At 44.7% G+C, this 23,615-nt stretch carries 20 protein-coding genes; 2 read left to right on the top strand and 18 right to left on the bottom strand.

Translation table 11 applies throughout. The features are described 5' to 3' along the window. Positions 1-257: 257 nt before the first annotated feature. The 18 genes from ACINLD_RS13050 to bla form a co-directional block, all read right to left on the bottom strand. On the bottom strand, positions 258-1,331 hold the full coding sequence (locus ACINLD_RS13050) for a DUF3900 domain-containing protein (RefSeq protein ID WP_077735781.1): 1,074 nt from the start codon (positions 1,329-1,331) through the stop codon (positions 258-260). A gap of 138 nt (positions 1,332-1,469) precedes the next feature. After that, positions 1,470-1,820, bottom strand: a complete 351-nt coding sequence (locus tag ACINLD_RS13045; RefSeq protein WP_077735782.1) for a hypothetical protein — start codon at positions 1,818-1,820, stop codon at positions 1,470-1,472. Between the two features lie 15 nt (positions 1,821-1,835). Continuing rightward, a complete protein-coding gene (locus ACINLD_RS13040; RefSeq protein WP_410207030.1) occupies positions 1,836-3,758 on the bottom strand; it encodes a DUF6792 domain-containing protein in 1,923 nt (640 codons plus the stop codon). 1 nt (position 3,759) lies between these two features. After that, entirely contained in the window at positions 3,760-4,470 is a 711-nt protein-coding gene (locus ACINLD_RS13035) for a lipoprotein YvcA (protein ID WP_077735784.1), read from the bottom strand. Positions 4,471-5,440: 970 nt separating this feature from the next. Beyond that, positions 5,441-6,139, bottom strand: a complete 699-nt coding sequence (locus ACINLD_RS13030; RefSeq protein WP_026585734.1) for an ABC transporter permease — start codon at positions 6,137-6,139, stop codon at positions 5,441-5,443. Between the two features lie 14 nt (positions 6,140-6,153). Further along, positions 6,154-7,077, bottom strand: a complete 924-nt coding sequence (locus tag ACINLD_RS13025; protein ID WP_077735785.1) for an ABC transporter ATP-binding protein — start codon at positions 7,075-7,077, stop codon at positions 6,154-6,156. A 95-nt stretch (positions 7,078-7,172) separates the two neighbouring features. Beyond that, positions 7,173-8,108, bottom strand: a complete 936-nt coding sequence (locus ACINLD_RS13020; protein WP_077735786.1) for a HAMP domain-containing histidine kinase — start codon at positions 8,106-8,108, stop codon at positions 7,173-7,175. A gap of 1 nt (position 8,109) precedes the next feature. Then, positions 8,110-8,790: a response regulator transcription factor gene (locus tag ACINLD_RS13015; RefSeq protein ID WP_142246063.1), complete on the bottom strand. Its 681-nt coding sequence runs from the start codon at positions 8,788-8,790 to the stop codon at positions 8,110-8,112. Between the two features lie 172 nt (positions 8,791-8,962). Further along, positions 8,963-10,495: a galactarate dehydratase gene (gene garD, locus ACINLD_RS13010; protein ID WP_077735788.1), complete on the bottom strand. Its 1,533-nt coding sequence runs from the start codon at positions 10,493-10,495 to the stop codon at positions 8,963-8,965. 104 nt (positions 10,496-10,599) lie between these two features. Next, entirely contained in the window at positions 10,600-11,301 is a 702-nt protein-coding gene (locus ACINLD_RS13005; protein ID WP_372708732.1) for a FadR/GntR family transcriptional regulator, read from the bottom strand. A 108-nt stretch (positions 11,302-11,409) separates the two neighbouring features. Next, on the bottom strand, positions 11,410-12,777 hold the full coding sequence (gene gudD / locus ACINLD_RS13000; protein ID WP_077735790.1) for a glucarate dehydratase: 1,368 nt from the start codon (positions 12,775-12,777) through the stop codon (positions 11,410-11,412). A 37-nt stretch (positions 12,778-12,814) separates the two neighbouring features. Then, entirely contained in the window at positions 12,815-14,191 is a 1,377-nt protein-coding gene (locus tag ACINLD_RS12995) for an MFS transporter (protein WP_077735791.1), read from the bottom strand. Between the two features lie 84 nt (positions 14,192-14,275). Further along, complete coding sequence (gucD, locus tag ACINLD_RS12990; protein ID WP_026585726.1) at positions 14,276-15,748, bottom strand: alpha-ketoglutaric semialdehyde dehydrogenase GucD; 1,473 nt, start codon at positions 15,746-15,748, stop codon at positions 14,276-14,278. Between the two features lie 2 nt (positions 15,749-15,750). After that, complete coding sequence (gene kdgD, locus ACINLD_RS12985; RefSeq protein ID WP_026585725.1) at positions 15,751-16,692, bottom strand: 5-dehydro-4-deoxyglucarate dehydratase; 942 nt, start codon at positions 16,690-16,692, stop codon at positions 15,751-15,753. Between the two features lie 191 nt (positions 16,693-16,883). Then, positions 16,884-17,618 carry a twin-arginine translocase subunit TatC gene (gene tatC, locus ACINLD_RS12980; RefSeq protein WP_026585724.1) on the bottom strand — a complete coding sequence of 245 codons (735 nt, stop codon included), beginning with the start codon at positions 17,616-17,618 and terminating at the stop codon, positions 16,884-16,886. 72 nt (positions 17,619-17,690) lie between these two features. Next, the gene (locus ACINLD_RS12975; protein ID WP_026585723.1) at positions 17,691-17,903 is read right to left on the bottom strand and encodes a twin-arginine translocase TatA/TatE family subunit; all 213 of its coding nucleotides are present in this window, start codon (positions 17,901-17,903) and stop codon (positions 17,691-17,693) included. Positions 17,904-17,924: 21 nt separating this feature from the next. Continuing rightward, positions 17,925-19,676, bottom strand: a complete 1,752-nt coding sequence (locus tag ACINLD_RS12970) for an alkaline phosphatase D family protein (protein ID WP_026585722.1) — start codon at positions 19,674-19,676, stop codon at positions 17,925-17,927. A 369-nt stretch (positions 19,677-20,045) separates the two neighbouring features. Further along, positions 20,046-20,978, bottom strand: a complete 933-nt coding sequence (bla, locus tag ACINLD_RS12965) for a class A beta-lactamase (protein ID WP_026585721.1) — start codon at positions 20,976-20,978, stop codon at positions 20,046-20,048. A gap of 434 nt (positions 20,979-21,412) precedes the next feature. Between bla and ACINLD_RS12960 the strand changes: the two genes are divergently transcribed. Together ACINLD_RS12960 and ACINLD_RS12955 are read left to right on the top strand one after the other, a co-directional pair. Beyond that, positions 21,413-21,799 carry a BlaI/MecI/CopY family transcriptional regulator gene (locus tag ACINLD_RS12960; protein ID WP_026585720.1) on the top strand — a complete coding sequence of 129 codons (387 nt, stop codon included), beginning with the start codon at positions 21,413-21,415 and terminating at the stop codon, positions 21,797-21,799. 1 nt (position 21,800) lies between these two features. Beyond that, the gene (locus ACINLD_RS12955; protein WP_077735794.1) at positions 21,801-23,600 is read left to right on the top strand and encodes a BlaR1 family beta-lactam sensor/signal transducer; all 1,800 of its coding nucleotides are present in this window, start codon (positions 21,801-21,803) and stop codon (positions 23,598-23,600) included. Positions 23,601-23,615: the final 15 nt, after the last annotated feature.

Raw genomic sequence — 23,615 nt, 5'->3', positions numbered from 1 at the left:
ATATGTTGATGAGGGTTCCCTAAAAAGGCAGACCAATTCCGATTTTCCCCGCACACAGGCAGAGACTTTGTTCACTATTTAGTTAGCGAAAATCGGAATCGAATGTATGCCATAAGGAAATCCCTCCGTTCCTGTAAGATTAGGTTTATTTTAACAGTATCGTTTACATTCAACAACTAAAAAATGGTAGTATCACAATCCGTAATGAAGGAAAGCCCTTCTACTTCTGGGCTGTTCAACATGAGCGACCCTTATTCTCAATCCTCTCCGCCGCTCTTATTCCTTATCCGTTCAATCACCTCGTGCAGCCCTTCAGGCTTATAAAACTCCACCGGCGAGCTCCCCTTTTCAAAGGAAATCGTCTCCGCTTCAATCAGCGCCACATAGCGGCCGTTTACTTTGGCGAGATGGATCGAGTCTCCGAATTCGGCCAGCAATCCTTTAATCTCGGTTTCTCCCAATTTCATTTTCAGTTCTGCTTCAGGCATGTGCTCAACGATTTGAGCGGAAGCTTCGATCACCTGATGGGTGTCAAGGCGTTCCTGAATCTCCCGCTTCTCGCTCGCTTCCCAGATTTCGAGGTCGTGTTCAAACTGCTGGAGCTCTTCACTTTTGTCTTCAAACGCTTCATACACGTGCTCCTGCACCATGTTCATCACTTGCGATTTCATGATTTCCGGCATCGACTCACCGTACTCAACGAACTTTAGGAAATCCTCAAAGTAGCGGGCGTGTGAGGCCTGGTGAATTTTCACTTCGCTTTCCTCTGTCATCCCCTCTTCAGGCATGTGCGGATACTGAATCGATTTCATGTTTTTCGTCGTGATCGCCATTTCGACCTTGCGAATCAACGACGATTCATCGGCGATCGAAGCGACCTTCGGTTCAAAATCGCACTTCATGACAAAGACAAATGTATCATCGAAGTATTTGCGCGGTACGGCTGTCGCCACTAAAAAAACGCCTCCCCTGACGGCGCTCGTATCGAGGTATGTGCGGACGAACTGTTCGCTCAGTTCATTGAATTCTTCCTTTGTCTCGGCCAGCTTTGTCTTGTGAAACAGATTATAGTTTGGATTGGAGTCGAGCTCATGCCCCGGCTCTGTGATGAAGCGGCCGATTTTCGTCGGCACCTGTTCTGACTTCGGATGGCGTTCGGCTTTCCGCTTGACGATTTTTTTCAATTCCCCGTCTAAGAAATCCTTCAGCTCACTGTTTTCAAATTCCTCTGTATCCAGCGTCTGAAAATGTTTATATTGCTTGTTGGCCTGCTCATCCTTGCCGTCGACCTGGATGACGTAAAAAGAAATATAGCGAATTTCAAATTCCATGACATGTTCACCCGTTTTCCTTGTTGTTTCAGTTCTTCAAGTATAGGTAAATCCGGAACGTCCGTCAATTTTAGTCGGATGAGAGGAAATGGCCGTTTTGTTGAAAAAAGATGCCCTCTGATTGCAGGGGCCATCTTTTTAATCCAGGGGCTTATTCTTTTTATAGTGGAGTGTCACGCTTTGTTTCCGCAGATTTTCAATGATGTCATGATAGCTGCCGGCAAACTGCTCATTATCTTGTTTCATGCGGGTGATGACCGTTTTGCGGTTTTCGCTTTTGTGATCCAGTTCTTCTTTGATTTTCGTAATGATCATGCCTTTTTGCCCTTCAATCTCACTTTTTAGCTTCTTGTCAAACTCGTTCAGCTCTTTCAAAATCCCTTTCAGCGGAGCGTTCAGACGGGCCGCTTTTTCCTTTGCCGAAATGCTGCTTAAAAACATATATGTTGCCGAAACCGTTTTAGTTTCCTCGAACAACGGTTTTACCATCTCTATTGAATCCTCCTATGCCTTAAAATCAAATAACGCCGAGATTTGCTTGTCCTCATCACAAAGTGTCTCAATGCTTGAGCGGATGTCTTTCACAAATCGTTTTTTGTCTGAGGTTTGTTTTTTTAATTCGCTGACGACTCCGTCACACTCTGGAAGCGCAGCTGTGTGGAACGACTCGTTGACACTGATTTTTTCCAGCTTGCTGCCGAATCCGGCGATGTCTGAGGCAAGTTTGAACTGAAGGTCATATTGATATTGGGAGGGGTTGGCTTCCATGTCATGAATCGCTTTCGTAAGCGCGGCTTTTTGATTTGCGAAGTGATCGTGAATTTCGTGGTGAAAAACGCGCTGATAACGGTCGATTTCATCCTCAATCTTGGAAATGGCGGCCATCCCGACCTGATAAACCCTGACGGCCGACGACAGATTGACTTTAATCTCTTTTCCGTCCTTGCCTTTCTTGGAAAAATAAAGATCCCCGCCTTGGTAGCTGATGCCTTTCTTTTTGGATAAAGCGTTTAACATCGGTGTCAATCCATGGCCTTCGCCGATGAGGCTGAGAAGGTCTTTTGTATCTTGGTCCAGTTTGCCCAGGGCTTTTCCCAACTCTGTACAAGTAGCATAAAATGCGATTAAATCGTTTATTAGTGATTGAGAAAGTTGACGATCACTAAGAGTGAATATAACGGTCTTCCAGTCGACAAGGAATTTGATCTTTTCATATAAAACATCCAGTTTCCCAGTCAGCCGATCTACTTCGTCTATGTCTTTTTGGATGGTCTTTTTTTTCGTTTTATCAATATAACCGTTTTCTTCAAGCTGATCGAGAATAGGGCCGCTGTAATCCTTGACTTTTTTCAAAAATTCTTTGAATTTAGGCAGCTTTTGATCCAGTGCACCAATCATATTTGATAAACGGATCGGGTTTTGTACGCAATATGCGATTTTTTGAGCTGTACCCTCTTCATTCATTAAACCGTTTAAAAAGTCCATATCAGCGCCTATTGCACTCATAGCAAAACCTTGAATACCACCCTTTCGATAATCAGCCGCATATTTCTGAAAGTATCTTTTCAATTTCCGCACATCTTCATCAGGAATATGATCAATGACACTTCGCAGTCCTTTGATATTCGGATTTGTATCCGTCATCCTCACATCGCCGAACGTGATGAAATCCCCTCTGCTACTGACCCCGTAAAGCGGGTCGTCTTTGGAGACGCGCTGGGTGATGTTGGCGGTGACGCCTTTGTCGTTGTAGTATTTGAGGATGGCTTTTTTGAGTTTTTCTTTTGGGATAGATGAAAGATCGTTCACTTGATATTTTTTTCTTATTTCTCTTGCCATTTTTTTATCAACAAGCAATAAATGATCTACACTTATTTGTGCCCCATTTACCCCATACACCTCATCAAATTCACCATTCACAAGCTGTACTAAAACTTGGTTATTATTCGCAAGAGAATGTCCCATGGCATACGTTTTGAGTTCCTTAGAGTTCCCAGCTTTCCTCTTGGAAACCCTCGTAAACTCTCTTGTAGCCTTGTATTGTTTTTTATCCATTCCCAAAAACAAACCAAAGAAATTATATTTCCAATCTTCATTATCTGCACTGCCTTCAGATATAATATGGAGCTGGTCAATATGTCGTTTCTTATCTTTTAAGTGAATAGCCGTACCGTCATATCCTGAATTCTTTAGTGCTTTGTCTTTGTTTTGCTGGAGAATTTCTTTTGATGTATAAATCTCTATCTCTTCTGTAAGTTCATGATTTGTTTCTTCTTTGTAAATTCTACGAATATCTGTCTTGAAATCCTCTTTAGCTTTCGCTACTTCATTTGGATTTTGTGAGGCAAATCTTTTTTTATAGCTATACTCTAAATTAATCAAACGAAGTTTCACATTTTCATTTTGAAATATATTTTTATTCGCCATCCTATTTCTCCTTCATAGTTAAAAATGTGATGGAATTAACTAATTTCTTAGCTTTCTTTTTAGCAGCATCAACATTTAGAGAACAAGATTTTGAACTTTTAAGACAAGTGAAATCAAACGTAAATTGAATACCAACATAATCCTGTTTTTTAGACTTTAGATAACCAATATAAGAATATGTCTCATTATTTTTTTTATCTATATCATCATGAACAGTTTTCATGAATGCAAAATAAACATCCTTATCACTTTTCTCAATCTTTTCAAAATCCCCTTTATATCCATTTTCCTCTTTAACTTGCTCTAACATTTCATTTGGATTGTTTATGAAAGATTGATTGCGATAATACTCTACAGATGCATTAAGAGCAACGTTTGTTTTTTTATTATAGCTATAGAAAGATATTATCTCCTCATCCTTTCCGAGTGACGATAAATTGTCGTCATATTCCCCATCCTCCGGAAACAACATCGTAAACCCCTTCAACTTAGACTCAAGCAGATAATATCCAGGCTCTATTTCCTTCGTTGATGCCATGTATTCTCTTGTTTTCTCGTCTTGAAACGCCGGAACTTGCGGCAGGTCTTTCGGGTCCATGTCTTTCGGTTTGACGGCTTCTTCTTGATTGCCGTTCTTTTGGCTGTCGCTCATACTGCATCCCCCTGTAAAAGCTAGTATTATAGCAAAACACATCATCATGATTTTTTTCATTTTTGAAAACCTCCAAGGGTTTTATGGTAAACTGACATTCAAATATTTCGTTTTGATGCGATTGACCCACTTGAAAACGATCCTTTCTTATGTTACAACATGGAATAAATTAGATGAATAGGAAAAATGTCTCGAACATTCTGCCAATGAGAGGATAATTCATCTAGAAAATAGGCTAAATGGTGATTGTGACGGGAAATAAGAAAGGTCTTTGGTTTGTTCTTCAAACCGAATAAATCATACAAAAGTCTTATCTGACGATAAACATTTCCACTAAGCAGTTCCTTACTTAAAAGTGAATATTTGATGTATTTTCAATCCCAATCACTCTTCGCTTAATATGTATACGAAATGAATGACACGAAGTTTCGCTTCAATTAGTCTTGATTGAGAGGTTCATCAGATTTGCTGCAAGACAGGCTGTATGTTTGATACACGGGAAAAGTAGAGGAATTATGGAAACGATTTAAAAGGGTGAGGCGAAGACGGCTGGACCGATTATTTAGTGGGGAGGTTCTTTTGGACATACACTTTCCATTTCTCAATTCTGCAAATTTTCATTTAAAGTTTCTTTTTAAGCCATACCATCGGTTCGAGATTTTATGTGAACGGGCTGACAGATGAAAATGAGCTCATGATTTCTCGGATCAAAGGCTGGCAATGCCAAATGAATCCGTATCGTCACACCCAAAAAAACGAAGTAAAATCAGAATTTCTTTATTTTGAGAAATTCAAAACATTGAACATGTCAAGCATAATACATGGATCATAAGCGGATTAAAAAAGGCATGAGCCCCGAACAATATCGGATTCATGCCTATCAGTTGACCTGTTCATCCTTTCCATCGACTTGAATGACGCAAAAAGAGATGCCGCGAATTTCAAAACTCACCATGTTCACCCGATTTCCTTGTTGTTTTCTATAAATGGCGAACTAACCCTAGCTTCATTAGTAGTCAAATCGCCGGTCTCATAAGACATCTTCGCGATCAATTTTTCGAACAGACCAATAGGCAATAAAAACCCCTATTACCGCCAATGTAAGAGGAATATAAATAATCGATGCGAGTGAAAATCCAGGACTTTGCTGACTAGTCAGCGTAATCAAGATGCATGATGCCACAATAGTTGCAGGAACTGATTTTTTGCGCATTCCAAAGTATAAGGGGATAAAGCTCAATCCCGCGGAGGCAACCGCATAGATGAGAATATTGGCGACCTCGTTCCCTATCTCGTGCAGGGTCAGCTTAGCCGAGCTGAATGAAAAAGATTCATTAAGATATGAAAAGGCAACTGCAATCATCATTTCCGATACAACAATTGTAAAAAACGTAAGTCCTCCTATTAGTAGAAGTTTGGCGGCCATCAGCTTTTTGCGGCTGACTGGGTATGTAAACATGACCGTGATCGTTCTGTTTTTGTACTCGCCGATAATGAGTTTTGCAATCAGCACGCTTGCAAAAACAATAAATACTGATCTCACAAAAGCTCCCAAAACCAACAGTGTTGAAGCTGTATCTGCCATCGACATTTCTGCTTGCGGAAGGTTTTTCTCCTCTGATCCGATCAGGCACATAAAACCGAGAATACATAGATTTGCGATTACTGCACCTTTGTAATACCACGCCAATCTTGTTTTTTTCATCTCTAATTTTATCAAGTTCAACAAGGTGTTCTCCCCCTTTACGTGGTAATCGTATTGTCGTTGATTGAGCTAACAAAGTATTCTTCAAGTGATGTATACTTTTTATTCATCGCTTCAATTTCTACATCATTCAAAACCAGCGCTTTAGAAATGGCTGTTTGAGAAGCTTCGGCATCATAAATTCGGATCGTTTTATCATTTAGTATTTTAAAATTAGCAATCTGAAGCTCATGTTCAAGCACAAAGCAAGTCTGCAATTGATTCGGCGTCACGAGTTCAATGTACTCTGTGTTCTGGCCCCTTACGCTTTCCATAGACACTTCTTCAATAAGCCTGCCGTCCCGAATGACTCCGATTGTATCGGCAATTTGCTCTATCTCGCTCAGGATGTGGCTTGAGATCAGCAATGTCATGCCATACTCTTTGCTCAGCACATGAAATAAATTTCTGATTTCTTTAATTCCGACAGGATCAAGGCCATTGATCGGCTCATCTAGGATGAGCAAGTCGGGTTTAGTGAGAATGGCTCGCGCTATTCCAAGACGTTGTTTCATCCCAAGCGAAAATGTTTTGACGGGTTTGCTGTCAATATTTTTTAAGTTCACCATGTCTAGCACTTCTTGAATCTTGGTTTTATTGTGATACCCCATATACTCACAATGCAGATTTAAATTTTCTATAGCTGTCAGATTTTCATAAAAAATCGGATATTCGATCATGCTGCCTATTTTGCCGAGAATCTCGTATGATCGATTTGTCTGCTTATGCCCAAGGATATTGATTTCGCCGCTTGTCAGTTTTACAAGGCTCGTCAGCATCTTCATGATGGTCGTTTTCCCGGCTCCGTTTGGGCCGAGAAAACCGTATATTTCTCCTTTTCGTATATGCATGCTTACATTTGAAACAACTTCTTGACCTTCGAATGTTTTAGTGAGCCCGCTTGTTTGTACGATGTAAGTCAACTTTGTTTCTCCTTTCCTGTCTCTGCTCATGTGTCTATTGTAGCGATGGACACTGTCTTTTTTATTTCTTGTTTCTTAAGAAATTCTTACGTTTGTTAATAGGTCATTCGTTTTAACGTGATGGAAAACGCTGTCCGTTCATACGGCTTGCTTTGGAGCGAGATTTCCCCTCCCATTTTCTCAATAAGTCTTTTTGTAATTGTTAAGCCGAGTCCGCTTCCTTGGAACGCTTTATTTCTTGATTCCTCAAGAGTGTAAAGTCTTTCAAATACCCGCTGCTGATCAAGCTCATTGATCCCCTTTCCACGATCCCAGACGGTAATGACAATCCGCGTTTCATCATATGTAAGGGACAATCCGATCAGCTTTCCGTCCGCACCATATTGAATTGCATTTGACAAAAGGTTTTGCAGAATCCGGTCAAGCGCTTCTTCATTTCCATGTACATAAACCGGGGTATCCGGGATGTCGATGACTGCTTTAAAACCTTTTGCCTGAACAGCATCATAGTGTTGGAGAATGTTTTTTCTGCATATTTCGTTGATATGTATTTTAGTGAGCAGTATTTGCTTATCTTCTGATTCTAGCTTGGCCAAGTCAAAGAAAGAATTCATCAGCCGAATAATTTCACCTGTTTTTTGAGAAAGCTTTTCCAGCAGCCTTTCACGCTCTTCTTCCGCCATGTCCGAATCGTTTTGGATCGCTTCGATATATCCGAGCACGACGGTCAGCGGAGTTTTCAGATCATGGGACATATTGGTCAGCATTCGTTTCATTGACTGCTCCGTTTTTGCAAAACGGGCTGTTATGTGCTGATGCTCCTCAACAAACTGGTTAATTTGCACGAGCAGAGCCCGCAGTATTTTGTCATCCGTTCCTAATAAAATTTGATCAGCCGCATGCTTATTTAGCATCACACTGAGCTTTTCCGTGATGTATTCCAAGTTTCGGTCCCGATGCTTTTTCATTTTATATTGAACGATATTGAGAAATGCCAACATCATAAGAATGCCAATCCATAACATCGTCATGCTAAAACTCTCCTAATTTATATCCGATGCCCCAAAGCGTTTTAATATATTGCGGGGAGGAAGGGTCATCCTCTATCTTTTCTCTCAGGCGCCTCATATGGACGTTAATAATATTTTGATCGCCAAAATAATCCTCATTCCAAACCGAACGATAGATTTGTTCTTTTGTAAATACTTTTTTAGGGTTTGTCACAAACAAAGTCAGCATGTTCCATTCCGTCGATGTCAGCTGAAGCGGTTCACCATTTTTTTGTACGGATACATTTTCTATATCAATTGTAAGCTCGTGAACATGTACTATATTTTGATTTGTGTGCTCACTGACGGAATATTGCGTTGCCCGCCGAATGGCGGCTTTTATTCTTGCGGTCAGTTCGATCATCGAAAACGGTTTGGCGATATAATCATCCGCACCAAAGCCCAGCCCAAGCGCTTTATCCACATCCCCGTCTTTTGCAGAAATCATTAAAACCGGGACTTTGCTCTGTTCACGGATCATTTTCAGAAAATCCATCCCGTTCAGCTTAGGAAGCATGATGTCGAGCAGGATCACATCATAATTGTCCTGCTGAAACAAGCGGATGCCCTCTTCTCCGTCAAAAGCAAGTACGACCTGAAATCCTTCTTTTGTTAAATAATGATTGACCATTTCACTGATTGAATGGTCGTCTTCAACAAGCAATATACGCTGCATCTCTCATCATCCTTTTTAAAAATAAAAACACACGTGCAATTACACTCATTGTAATTGAAAAACGTGTGTTTTTTACAAATTTATTTATATTTCTAGTTGAAGCCTCTTGAATCTCCGGATCTTTTGACCGATATCAACCTGCCTTTCCTGCTAACTCGGATCAAGTCACAGGCGCCGGGTTGAACAAGCACAAGTCGTTGGAGAGTCCCCAATGTTCAGCCCATGTTTTTCTGCCGCTTGCGACATCCAAAATCGTGTGGAAGATTTCCCAGCCGACTTCCTCGATTGAGGCTTGACCGGTTGCGATTCTTCCGGCGTTGATGTCGATCAAATCGCGCCAATCTTCTGACAACGATTGCCGGGTTGCCACTTTGATGACCGGGGCCATCTCCAGGCCGTACGGTGTGCCCCTGCCGGTGGTGAAGACCTGCAGATGCATCCCTGACGCCAATTGCAAGGTGCCGCATATAAAATCGCTTGCCGGTGTCGCGGCAAAAATGAGGCCTTTCTGCTCCGCTTTTTCTCCTGGGGCCAATACGGCATTGATCGGGCTTGTTCCCGACTTGGCGATCGACCCGAGCGATTTTTCGACCACGTTTGCCAGCCCGCCTTTTTTGTTTCCGGGGGACGGGTTGGCGCTCCGGTCAGCTTTGCCTCTTGCCAGGTAGCGGTCATACCAGTCCATCTCCCGAATCAAGGCGCGCCCGACTTCTTCATTGGCGGCGCGCGGTGTCAATAAATGAACGGCATCGCGAACTTCTGTGACTTCAGAAAACAACACAGCGGCTCCTGCGCGCACCAGTAAATCTGCCGCATACCCGGCGGCCGGATTGGCGGTAACCCCTGAGAAAGCGTCGCTGCCTCCGCACTGCAAACCGATGACCAAATCCGAGACCGGGCATGTCACCCGTTTTCGCTCATTCAGCTTTTTCAGCCGCTCTTCAGCCATCTCCATGATCGATTGAATCATGTTGGAAAACCCTTGGTGCTCCTGCAATGACAAGATGCTTCCCCCGTTCCCTTCGGGCGCTATCCTCGTCGGAAGCAGTTTTTCGCAGCCCAGTCCGACCACCATCGCTTCACCGCCAAAATTGGGGTGCCTGGTGATATTTTGAATCGTACGGATCGGAATCTCCGCTTCGGGCGCATGAATGGCCACTCCGCATCCGTATTGATGATCCAGCGCCGCCACCCCGTCGACGTTTGGATACTTGGGAAGGAGTTCTTCTTTAATCCGTTTCACCGCATGTGCAAGAACGCTTGTGACACATTGCACGCTTGTCATGATGCCGAGAACGTTTCTCGTGCCGACGCTTCCGTCTTCGTTTCGATATCCTTCAAATGTATACCCTTCAAGAGGCGGCATTGGCTTTGGTATTTTGTTTGCAATGGGAAGCTCATCAAGCGGCGGCGCTTTCGGCAGTGTAATGTGCGATTCGGAAATCCAGCCGCCTTTTTGAATAGGCTTGGCGGCATAGCCGATCACTTCGCCATAGCGGACGATCGCGCCGCCTTTGTTGATCTCTTCCAAAGCGACTTTATGTCCCTGAGGAATACGCTCTTGCAGTTTGAGCCCGCAAGGAAAAACCGTTCCTTTTGTAAGGCCTCCTGTATTGACGATCATCGCTGTATTGTCATTTTCATTCACCTTAATGTATAGCGGGGTTTCATTATCGTTTACATGTGCATCCATAGGATCAACTCCCCATTTTGATCATGTACCATTGGGAAGGGACAGCAATACGCCACACTGTCCTCCCAAGAAAGCGCTGTCAAATGAGACAATATTCTTTTTGGTTAATGAACGGTGTTTTCGTCATTTAGTCCGTTCAAAATTTTATCGCGCACAAATTTCAAATGCTCATACATATGATGGTAGGCTTGATTAGGGTCCCTTTGTTCAAGGGCCTTTAAAATATTCGTATGAAATTCGACAGTCCGGTCCCTTTCTCTGTATGGGATCTGGCTGTCTATTTTGGCATGTGTGATCAGGAGTGATTGAATCATTCCCTCCAATACCGGGTTATTCGCGCTTAACGCGATGATCCGGTGGAATTCTTTATCCGCTTCGCCGTAGTCATTATCGGTGCTGTTTGCGATGATATCAATCGTTTCCTTGAGTTTTTCCAGCTGACTGTCGTTGATCTTCTCCGCAGCGATCGTAACGAGTCCGAGTTCAAGCGCCATCCGCGCTTCGATAATCGCCGGCAAATTATCCACCGCCAAAGCCAGCATGACCGAAAACGGCTGGATGCCGATTTTATCGTTAAAATACGTGCCTTCACGCGTTTTTCTTTTGATAATCCCAAGCGTTTCAAGTGATATTAAAGCTTCCCGGAGAACCGGTCTGCTGACATTCAATTTCTCCATGAGTTCGATTTCTGTCGGGAGTTTGTCCCCCGGCCTCATCTGGCCGCTCGATAATAAATGGACGATCCTTTCCACAACCTGCTTTGCCAATGTTTTGCGATTGACTGACTCTACCTGTAATGTTTCCATCTCTTCTTCCACGACTGTGGGCCCCCTTTCAGTTGTTCATATTGTAAGACAAAATACAGCATATGGCAATGTCGTCTTTGGGGCCGCTTTAGAGCGATTGGAAACGTTTTAACGGACAAGGCACGGGCGCTTAGGGTCAAAGCGCCAATTTTCAATTAAAAACTGCATCGCGCTGGCGTCATCTCTTGCGCCCAAATTCATTTTCTCATACAGCGCATGCGCCTTTTCGACCTGCTCCATATCAATCTCAATGCCGAGCCCCGGCCGATCAGGCACGTGAACATATCCGTCAGCAATCGAAAATGGCTGTTTCGTCAGACGCTGCCCATCCTGCCAAATCCAGTGCGTGTCGATCGCTGTTATCCGGCCCGGGGCGGCGGCTGCCACATGGGTGAACATCGCCAGTGAGATGTCGAAATGATTGTTTGAGTGGGAACCCCATGTCAATCCCCATTCATGGCACATTTGAGCAACGCGGACAGAGCCTTGCATCGTCCAAAAATGCGGATCTGCCAGCGGAATGTCCACAGCGTGCAATTGTATCGCGTGGCCCATTTGCCTCCAGTCTGTCGCGATCATATTGGTCGCCGTCGGCACGCCTGTCGCGCGACGGAATTCGGCCATGATTTCCCGTGCTGAGTATCCCGCTTCCGCTCCACAAGGGTCTTCCGCATATGCCAGCACATCGCGCTTGTCTTTGCAAAGCTCAATCGCCTCGGCCAATGACCAGGCGCCATTCGGATCAAGGGTGATTCGCGCATCAGGAAACCGTTTCGCCAAAGCGGTGACCGCCTCGATTTCGTCCTGTCCTTCCAAGACGCCGCCTTTTAATTTAAAATCGTGAAAACCATAGCGCTCATGGGCTGCTTCAGCCAGGCGGACAATCGCTTCGGGGATAAGCGCCTCTTCCCGCCGCAGCCGGAACCATTCATCTTCCGCGTCTTGTTCACTGATATACGGCAATGTCGTCCGCTTCCGGTCGCCGATGTAAAACAAATAGCCGAGCATCTTCACCTTAACCCGCTGCTGCCCCTCCCCCAACAGCGCCGCCACAGGAACGCCGAGAAACTTTCCCAACAAATCCAGGAGAGCCGCTTCCAATGCCGTCACAGCGTGAATGGTCGTGCGCTGGTCAAAGGTCTGCATCCCGCGGCCGCCCGCATCCTGATCTGCAAACCGGCGTTTGACCGACTGCAAAATGGAGTGAAATGTGCCGATTGATCGGCCGATGACAAGCGGCTTTGCCTGCTCCAAAGTGTGCCGTATCCGTTCGCCGCCAGGGACCTCGCCAACGCCTGCGGCGCCCGACGAATCTTTTAAGATGACGATGTTCCGTGTGAAAAACGGCCCGTGGGCCCCGCTTAAATTCAAAAGCATGCTGTCATGTCCCGCCACAGGAATGACTTTCATATCGATAATAGCCGGGGTGTTTGCTGTTTTCTCCTCTTTCACCTGCTCGCTGATGTGTGAAGTCATCTCGAATGATCCTCCTTTTTATAAAAGCGCTTACATTTTAAATGGACAATGACGTATCCGCTTCTGTTTCTTCTTTCACAAGTTTCACGCGCTTGATCGGTCCTACGAGAAAAAGGTAGCTCAGTACGGCGGCAATCGCGTTGGCGCCGACGAATACAAGCGCTCCGTTAAATGAACCTGTCGCACTGACAATATAGCCGATGATAATGGGGGTTGTGATGGACGCGATATTGCCGAAGGTGTTGAAGATGCCGCCGCTCAGTCCCGCGCATTCTTTCGGAGAAGTATCGGAAACAACGGCCCAGCCCAATGCGCCGAAGCCTTTTCCAAAGAAAGCGAGCGACATGATCAAGACGACTAGCCAGGCCGATTCAGCATAATTGCAAATGATCATGGTGCATGACATGAGCATGCCGAGGATGATCGGCGTTTTTCTTGCAACCGTTAAAGAAAAGCCTTTTTTCAAAAGAAAATCGGAGACAAATCCGCCTAACAAGCCGCCCAGAAACCCGCATATTGCAGGCAGTGAAGCGACGAATCCGGCTTCAAGAATCGACATGCCGCGGGCCTGCACCAAATAGACCGGAAACCATGTCAAAAAGAAATACGTCAAGGTTGTGATACAGTATTGGGCGATATAAACCCCAATCAGCATTCTGCTCTTTAAAAGCTGCTTCATATATGGCCACTGCGATTCCCTTTCCTTTCGTTTCGCATGTTTGCCCTCATCCATTGAAACAAGCCCGCCGCCTTTTTCAATGTAGGCCAATTCCGCTTCATTGATTTTCGGATGTTGTTTAGGATCATAAACGGTTTTCAGCCAGACAAAAGACATCAGCATGCCTAAAACGCCCATGACAACGAAGACCGTATGCCAGCTGAAAGAATGCGTGAGCCACCCCATTAAAGGCGAGAAGATCACCAGGGCGAAATATTGCGCCGAATTAAAGATCGCCGACGCCGTTCCGCGTTCAGCGCTGGGAAACCAGGCGGCCACCACCCTGCTGTTTCCCGGAAATGACGGCGCTTCTGACAAACCGACGAGAAAACGGAGCGCAAATAAGAGGATGATCGCCGTGCCGGCGGCAAAAAATCCGAGCGTTCCCTGCAAAAAAGTAAATAATGACCAAAAGAAGATGCTGGCGGCAATGATGATTTTCGATCCAAAGCGGTCGAGCAGCCAGCCTCCGGGAATTTGTCCGATCACATAAGCCCAGCCAAACGCGGAAAAAACATATCCCATCGCAACCGAACTCAATCCAAGCTCATGCTGAACAGAATCACCGGCGATCGACAGCGTCGCGCGGTCGGCATAGTTAATGGATGTGACGAAAAACAGCATAAACACGATCAACCAGCGGACAGAGCTTTTTTTCCCAGCGGTGTCGGACAAGGCAGCACGATTTTTCTTCATAGCATCTTCTCCTTTATTCATTTGTTATTGAAGGAGTATCGATTTCGGAGCCTCTCGGAAAGAGGGAGCCTCTTTCTGGCAAGATCAGGACGGCGGTTTGATAAAAACGGTTTTGACAGATGTGAAAAACTCTTTTGCGGCCTCACCTTGTTCCCGCGAATGTGAACTGGATTGTTTGACACCGCCGAATGGCGCCTGAAGTTCGACACCTGCGCTTTCTGCGTTGACACGGATGAGCCCGGCTTCAATTTCATGAATGAACGGCATCATATGGCCGATGTTTTGCGTAAAAATGGCGGCGCTCAAACCAAATGTCGTATCATTGGCCATCTCCAGCGCTTCCTCCAACGTATCGGCCTTGATTAAGGCGATGACAGGGCCGAAAATTTCCTCCCGGGCGATGGTCATGTCTGTTGTGACCCGCTCAAAAATGGCGGGACGAATGTAGTAGCCTTTTTCATATTTTCCTGCGGTCAGCCTCTCTCCGCCAAAAATGAGGTCCGCCCCCTCCTGTTTTCCCTTTTCAATATAGGACAGGCAGTTGTCAAGCTGCTGTTTGCTGGCGAGCGGTCCCATCCAGACATCCTCTCTCAAACCGTCGCCGATCGTGATCTCTTTTGTTTGCTGAAGCAGCTTCTCTTTAAAGCGGTTATAAATATCGCTTAATACAATGACGCGGCTTGTTGCCGTACATTTTTGCCCTGTTGAACGAAACGCGCCGCTGATCACGGCGTCAACCGCGAGGTCAAGCTCGGCGTCATTCGCTATAATCACCGGGTTCTTCCCGCCCATTTCAAGCTGGTACTTCGCCCCGCGTTCAAAAGCCGTCCGGCCGATGATTTTTCCCGTTTGATTGGAGCCTGTAAATGTAATACCGTTTACATCGGGATGCCCGGCGAGGCGCATTCCGGCTACAGACCCCGGCCCTGTCACCGCATTGACGACTCCTTTTGGAATGCCGGCTTCTTCAAAACATGAGATGATTTTAAGGCAAGTGACCGCCGTTTCCGTCGCCGGCTTGATGACGACTGTATTTCCATAGATGAGCGCAGGCGCCATTTTCCAAATCGGAATCGCCACCGGAAAATTCCACGGGGAGATCACACCGACGACGCCGAGCGGAACCCTGTCTGTATACATGAAAGCACGCCGGTCTGTCGACGGAATGACATCCCCTGTTTTTCTCATCCCTTCCCCGGCGTAATATCTGAGAATCGCGATCCCCCGGGCCGTTTCTCCTTTTGCTTCAGGAAGCGTCTTTCCCATTTCCCTTGTCGCACATTCAGCAATTTCATCAAGGCGCTGCTCCATGATATCAGCCGTTGTGTATAAGTACTGTCCGCGCTCTGCACCGGACAGCTTTCTCCATGCGGCTTGCGCCTGCTTCGCCGCCTCGACCGCCCGGTCCACATCTTCTTGTGAAGATTTTTGCACAAATCCGATGACATCTTCTGTATCAGCGGGATTTACGCTTTGTAGTAAATCATTTGCTTCAGTCTTCACCCAGCGGCCGTTGATAAAGTTAAAGTACGTTTCGTTTTCTGTTGTCACAGACATCTTCATACCTCCTTTGTTTTTAAGGCAGCGGTTTTTTTCGGATAGCGCGCCAATGCGTTTTCCAACACGTTTTCAAGCTCCCTGTAATGCTCCTTCTCAACCGGGACGATCGGCGGTCTCGCCGTGTTTTTTACATGAAGCCCCATGATCTCCATGCCGGCTTTAATCAAAGAGACGGCATAGCCATTTCGCTGTTTGCGGATCTCATTGATCGGCATGATGACATGTTCATAAATCTCCTTCACAAGCTGGTCTTCCCTGTTTAACAAGGCCTCGTAAAACATCCTTGAAATGTGGGGAATATAGTTGGAAATCGCGGAAGAATAGGATGTAAAGCCGATCGGCGCGTATGCCGGCATCGTCACTTCAGCCATCGGCATGCCGTTAAGCAATCCCAGTTGGTCTCCCACCGTATAGGCCAAACTGATATTCAAAGCCATATCTCCGATACCGTCTTTAAGACCGACAAGCTGCTTCAAATTGGTCAACCGCTGTATCTGTTCCAGCGTCAGCACGGCATTATCGCGTTGATAAACAATTGCATTTAAGCCCGTGCTCTCAATGATCGTCTTCGTATACTGATACAAACCTTCTTGTTCGCCGCGAATCAAGTATGGCGGCAGGATCAGATAGCCATCGGCCCCTTTCTCCTCAGAGATTTGCGCCCATTCCAAAGCGGTGCTTAAATTCCCTCCGACCCCGGTGTAAACCGGTACCTTCCCGCCTGCCGCCGAAACAGCGATTTCGACCATCTGTTCGTATTCCTTCCCGCTGAGGGATTGGAATTCTCCCGAACCGCAAGCGATAAAAATCGCCTCAAGCCCTTCATCAAGCAAAAACTGGATGTTTTGAAACAGCGCTTCTTCCTCAAGGTTTCCCTGCCGATTGAAAGGTGCTACAGGAAAACCCAGTATCCCTTCCGGCGCTTTTCGTATTTGACTCATTACCGCAACCCCCTGTCACTCAATTTTCAACCATTAAGAAAGCGCTGTCATTCAAAAGAAAACAGCATCTCATCGATTCACTCCCCTCTTCATTTATCTTTTTGTATAATTGTAAGACAAATAAACAAATTGTCAATATCTTTATTTTCTGATTTTTTGAAATAAAAAAAGACTGAAGAGCATCATGTCCTTCAGCCTTGGGCTTCCATCCCGGTTTCAGCCGTTATTCTTTTTTTGTAAATCAATGCGGACAACGAAACGCTTAATTCATACAAAACAAGCAGCGGCACGATCACCAAGACATCTGAAATAAAATCAGGCGGGGTGATCAAGACCGAGACCACGATCAGCGCAAAATACGACACCTTTCTCATTTTGGCCAGCCGCGTCGGATTTAAGATTCCCAAACTCGTTAAAAACATGACGATGAGGGGCATTTCGAATAAAAAGCCGAACGGCACGGTCAGGTTCATCATAAAACGAAAATAGTGCTCCGCCGTAAACATCGTTTGGAAATGGCCGGCGGACAGACTGATTAAAAACTGAAGAACGAGCGGAAACAGCACGAAATAGCCGAACAAGATTCCCAGTATAAAAAAGATAAACAGCCCGGGGATATAAAATAAAGCCACCCTCCGTTCATGTTCGGTAAGCGCCGGCGCAACAAAGCGCCATGTTTGGAAAGCGGCCACTGGAATTGTCGCCGCAATCGCCAAAACCCCGGCAATCATCATATATACCCATAAAATATCTCCCGGCCCCAAGACGGCAAGCTTGGCGTCAAGGTCGCGGACCAGCCATTCATAAATATCCTGAACAAACATAAAGCCTGTAATGAGAAACAGAATAAACGCGAGCAGCGTTTTAATGATCCGCTGCCGCAGCTCTTCGAGATGGGCAATCAAATGTGTTTCCCTGCTTTTCATCTTTGGATGCCTCCCGCTTCATCTTACGTATCTGTCAAAAAAGAAACGGGCGGGATCACCCGCCCGCCTGATTCATCCTGCCGATTGATCCCGTTTCTTGTTTGCTTCAGAATCGCGGACGGGTTCAGTTTCATCAGATCCAACCAGCGATTTCGTCGCGCTTTTGAATTCGGTCAGCGTTTTGCCGAATGCCCTGCCGATCTCGGGAAGCTTCGAAGGTCCGAATATGATCAGCGCAATCACGAGCACTAAAATCAGTCCCGGAATACCGATATTAGACAGCATCTTTTGTCATCCTTTCTTATGTTACTGGGTTACTTTTTTCTGCTGATGCTTCATTTGCTTTTGATGGGCTCTTGTATGTGCAGTAAAGCGGTCTTCTTCGACTTCATTCGATTTTTTCACGCCTCCCGGAACGACATTGGAAGCCGTGCGTTTTAATCCGGTATGATCTTTATGGTAAACATATGACGCCCTTGTCGAAATCGCTGCACCCGGTTCTGATACAAATGGTACAACCCTGTAGTCGGCCCGCCATTCCTCAGGTGTGACCGTACAGCGCACATAGCCGCGGTAATCATTGAAAAATTGAATATGAGGGTTGTTTGATAAAATTTTATCCGTATCCGCCCTTTTATCTGCGCCGTTTCCTCCCGATGTGATCGATGTGCCGACGAATTCCGCTCCAAAGATGGCTGATTTCGGATCGTCAAAATCGACGAGCAGGTTGTTCGCCCAGCTTGCATGGACATCACCGGTCAAAACAACGATGTTATTCAGGTCCCGAGCTTTGATAAAGTCGATGATTCGTTTCCGCTGAGCGGGATATCCGTCCCATGAATCCATGCTGTAAATCGGTGCCGACGGAGTCCCAAAATTCCATTTCGCAAAGAAAATTTGCTGCGCTAAAATGTTCCAGTGCGCCTCGGAACGGCTCAGATTGTCAAACAGCCACGCCTCCTGCTCTGTACCGAGAAGCGTCCGTTTCGGATCATTTGATTCATCAGAAGGCGGTTTGTTTCCATCGCCGTTCGCCTGGTCATCGCGATATTGACGGGTATCGAGAACATTGATCTCGGCCAGGTTGCCGTAGGAAAAATTCCGGTACAGCTGCATATCAGGGCCGTTCGGCAACGATTTGCGGCGGAGCGGCATATGCTCGTAATACGCTTGATATGCGGCAGCGCGGCGCTTGATAAACGCTTCAACAGACTGGCCTTTTTCCGGAATCGTATTCGCGTAGTTGTTTTCCACTTCATGGTCATCCCATGTCACGACCCATGGAAATGCGGCGTGAGCGGCTCTCAGATTGGCATCTGAACGATATTGGGCATAGCGGTTGCGGTAATCGGTAAGCGAGATGATTTCCGGACCGCTGTGTGTTCTGACATTGCCTGTTTTTGATAGATACTCATTCGGACCGTACTCATAAATATAGTCGCCGAGATGAAAGACGAGATCGAGCTTTTCTTTTGCCATGTGATGATAGGCGGTATAGTAGCCGTGTTCATACTGCTGGCATGATGCGAAAGCGAATGTCAGCTTTGAGACGTCAGCCCCCGGCGCCGGGAGTGTTTTTGTTTTTCCGACAGGGCTCAGCTGGCTGCCGCATTTAAAGCGGTAATAGTAAACTTGGTTGGGCTCCAGCCCGGTCACTTCGGCGTGCACGGAATGGGCCAGATGAGGTGTTGCCTTTTCCTTCCCTTTTTTTACGATATGGCGGAAGCGTTCATCTTTGGCAACCTCCCATTTCACAGACACGGCTTCATTCGGCATGCCGCCTCCGTTCAGCGGATCAGGCGCCAATCTTGTCCATAACACGACGCTGTCTGACAGCGGGTCTCCAGACGCAACACCAAGCGTGAAAGGATACTCGGAAAATGTCGGCGCTGCATTGACTTCCATTGCCCCCATGGACTGCGCGATCGCAAGCCCGAGTGAAAGGCCCGCAATCTTTCCGGCTCCCTGAATAAAACGGCGGCGGTCAAACGTATTGTCCTTCAGACTTTCTTCATTCAGCTTCTTTATCCATTCCTCCATCGGCCCTTCATGTGTCATTCGTATTACCCCTCTCTATACAAATGATTGATCGGGTTCTATTATAGGGAGTGTTTGTTAACAAGCCGTAAAGTATTGTTAATGAATGAAGACAGGCGATACATGGATCATCGAGTCACACTGCCAAGACCTGTGTCGAATTTTGTCTAAAATCAATCGATCAGCCTATGATTTCGACAAAAACCCGGTCATTTCCCGCAGACCGATTCTCCTGTTTTTCTTCACATTTTCTTTAAAGAGAGAAAACAAAACATATGAAGAAGCAACGGATCGATGTATTCAGCTATTCTGAAAAGATGTGTTGTTTACCCAATACGGAAAAAGCTCACACCATTGTGAAAACAATGATATGAGCTTTATGTAAGGTGTCTACTTTGAAGTCGCGTTAAAGGCTTTGATTACCTCCTTTGCCGCCTCCGCAATAAGCTTATCGTCATACTTCGCATCCTTTTGATCGCGACTGGAAAGGATGGCAAGAACGATCGGGTCTCCTTTTGGGGGCCAAATGATTGCAATGTCATTCCGAGTTCCATATGATGCCGATCCGGTTTTATCAGCCACTTCCCAACCTTCCGGCACTCCGGCGCGAATTAATGCATCCCCGGTGGTATTTCGTTTCATCCAATCGATTAAAAGCTCTCGTTTTTCTTTTGGAAGTGTATCTTCAAGAGCAAAAGCTTGAAGACTTTTGGCAAGCGCTTTTGCCGTACTGGTATCATGGGTCTCACCCGGATTTACTTCATTTAACTCCGGTTCGTATCGTTCAGGGTTTGTAACATCATCACCAATCTCCCTCAGCGCCTTTTTTAAGCTGTCAGGTCCGCCAATTTGTTTGAGAATCAGGTTCTGTGCGGTATTGTCACTATATCGAAGTGAGGCATCTGAAAGCTCTTTAAGCGTCATTCCTGTATCAACATGCTTTTCCGTAATAGGATTATAGTTGACAAGATCATCACGCGTATATGTTATTCTCTGGTTCAGATCTTCTATTGATTTTTGTTGTAAAAGCACGCCTACGGTTAAAGCCTTAATAGTTGATGCAAAAGCAAAACGCTCATCCGGCCGATACGTTACGGTTTGATTTGTACCCGTATCTACTGCATAGACACCGAGTTTTGCATCAAATTGATCCTCAAGTTTTGCAAAATCAGCCTTAATCTCCGTCTTTTCCTTTTTTTGGTCAGATTGTGAAGCATCCAAGTTATTGTCATTGCATCCGACAAGGGCTGCACATGAGACAAGCAGCAAGGGTGCAACTTTTTCCAATTTTAAATTACTGAAAATTGTTTTCCATAATTTCATCAAAACCGTCTCCTTTGTATGAATATCTTATTTATAGAAACCACTCGTGCAGTTCAGCATTTCAAGCAACAGTTGACATACATTTATCCGTTGAAGCCCCATTTCTGCTTACTTTTCAACACCAGCTTCTACAACCTCGTGCTATCTCGATATCCCCCCTTCTTTTCAATTGGAGCGTGTTCAACTTCGAATTTTGATGATGAAAGATCAAATCTTACAAATGTAGTCTTTGAAAGTATTACACATGTAAGTTTTAATTGCAACAGTTTTTTATGAACGTGCTCGCCTTTAAAATGGAAGACAGGTACATGAAGAACAGCAGAGGTTTTTTCAAATGCTTTTGTGAGGTTGTGGTCAATATACACTTGATTGACTTCTTAAAATGGCAACCATATAATGAGAGTATTACAATTGTAAGTATAGGATGATTGAAAATGAAAAATATACCTCAAATCTCTGATGCGGAATTAGAAGTGATGAAAGTCATCTGGAAACATTCTTCTATCAATACCAATGAAGTGATTAAAGAGCTATCGAAAACGAGTAAATGGAGCCCTAAAACAATCCAAACCATGCTGTTGCGCCTCATCAAAAAAGGTGCATTAAACCATCATAAAGAAGGACGGGTATTTGTTTATACACCAAATATTGACGAAAGCGATTATATAGAAGTGAAGAGCCATCGTTTTTTAAACCGGTTTTACAATGGCGCGCTTCATTCGATGGTATTAAACTTTTTGGAGAATGATCAGCTGTCAGGAGAAGAAATTAATGAGTTATATCAAATATTAGAAGAACATAAGAACAGGAAGAAGGAATGAGATGAGCGACTCTTTCTTTATTCTCTTTTTGCTGAGCAATATTCTATTGTCCGTGATTTTTTCTATCATCATACTCATTAAAAGAACCTTGAAGATTCAAATCACTGTAAGCACCCAATATCATATCAGTGTGATTTCTCTTTTGGCATTGATCGCTCCTTTTATCCCCTTTCATTTTCCAAAAACAAATGATTTTTTTGGCTGGATCGTAAACTTAGGAGGAACACATTCAGGATTATCTCATCGCGATTCTGCAGGTAAGATGGCAGAAGCAATTGGTTCAAACGCAAATTGGGTGCAAGACTTTGCCATGTCGTTTGAACAATCGTCTTTTAAAATGATAGATTCCGCCTTTTTCGCTGTTTGGATATTAGGCATAGCGCTTATGCTCATGACTGCTGTTTATAGCAATCTAAGAATCGGCAAACTAAAAAAGAGCCTGCAAATTGTGAAAAACAAAGAGCTGTTAACCCTTTTTGATACATGCAAAGAGGAAATCGCTTGTCGTCGAAAAGTGATTTTAGGATATTCTCCATTGATCAAATCCCCGATTACATTTGGAGTCATCCGTCCATACATTATTTTACCAAAAGATATTTCAATGTTTTCTGCTGACGAAATGAAATGTGTTTTGCTTCATGAGTTGTACCATTGTAAACGGAAAGATATGCTCATAAACTATTTTCTTTGCCTGTCTACAATTGTGTATTGGTTTAATCCTCTTGTGTGGTATTTATCAAGGGAAATCAAAACAGAGATGGAGATTTCTTGCGACTTCGCAGTATTAAAAAAGATTGATCAAACATTACATCTCAAATATGGTGAGGTTATTTTAAAATTCGCTTCACTTAAGCAAAGAACATCACCTTTGTTAGCCGCTTCTGAATTCAGCAGCTCATACAAACACGTCAAAAGACGTATTGTGACAATCACCAAATTCCAGGCGGAATCCCCTTTGCTAAAAGTGAAAAGCGCCCTGGTGTTCGCCATTGTTGCTGCAGTCATTTTAGCCGGTATTCCTTCTGTATCCATATTGGCCATGCACAAAGAAACATACTCTTTCTCTAATACCAATGTAGACTACAAAGATTACAGTACTTTTTTTGATAAATTTTCAGGGAGTTTTGTATTGTTTGATTCTGACAGGAAAAAGTATACAATATATAATAAGAAAGAAAGCACCACTAGATTCGCACCCGCTTCAACTTACAAGGTGTTTAGCGCACTGCTTGCGCTTGAATCCGGGATAATTACGAAGAACGATTCTGAAATGGCATGGGACGGAATCCGGTATCCGTATCAAGAATGGAATCAAGACCATGATTTATTTTCAGCGATGAGCAGCTCCGCCACATGGTATTTTCAAAAACTTGATCAACAAATTGGGGAAGCGCGTGTACGTGATTATCTCAAATCCATACATTATGGAAATGAGGAGTTTTCGGATCCAGCTCATTATTGGATGGATGGCTCTCTTAAAATTTCCCCTTTTGAACAGGTCAATATGTTGAAAAAGTTTTATTATAATGAATTTGATTTTAAACAATCTAGTATTCAAACTGTGAAAGATTCCATCCGCTTAGAAGAATCCAATGGCAGTGTTTTATCTGGCAAAACCGGAACATTAGTGATCAACGGGGAGCATCATGGTTGGTTTATCGGATATGTAGAAACTGTCGATCATACCTTTTTCTTTTCTGTTCATATTCAAGATGGAAAGCTGGCTGCCGGAAGCTCTGCCGCCGAGATTGCACTTTCCATTTTAGAAGAGAAAGGAATTTATCAATCAGGTTCTCAATAATCAAACAAACAAAAT

Origin of the sequence: Bacillus sp. z60-11 (assembly GCF_046464135.1) — a bacterium.
GTDB classification, from domain to species: Bacteria; Bacillota; Bacilli; order Bacillales; family Bacillaceae; genus Bacillus; species Bacillus sonorensis_A.
This window is presented reverse-complemented; position numbering and strand designations above follow the sequence as displayed.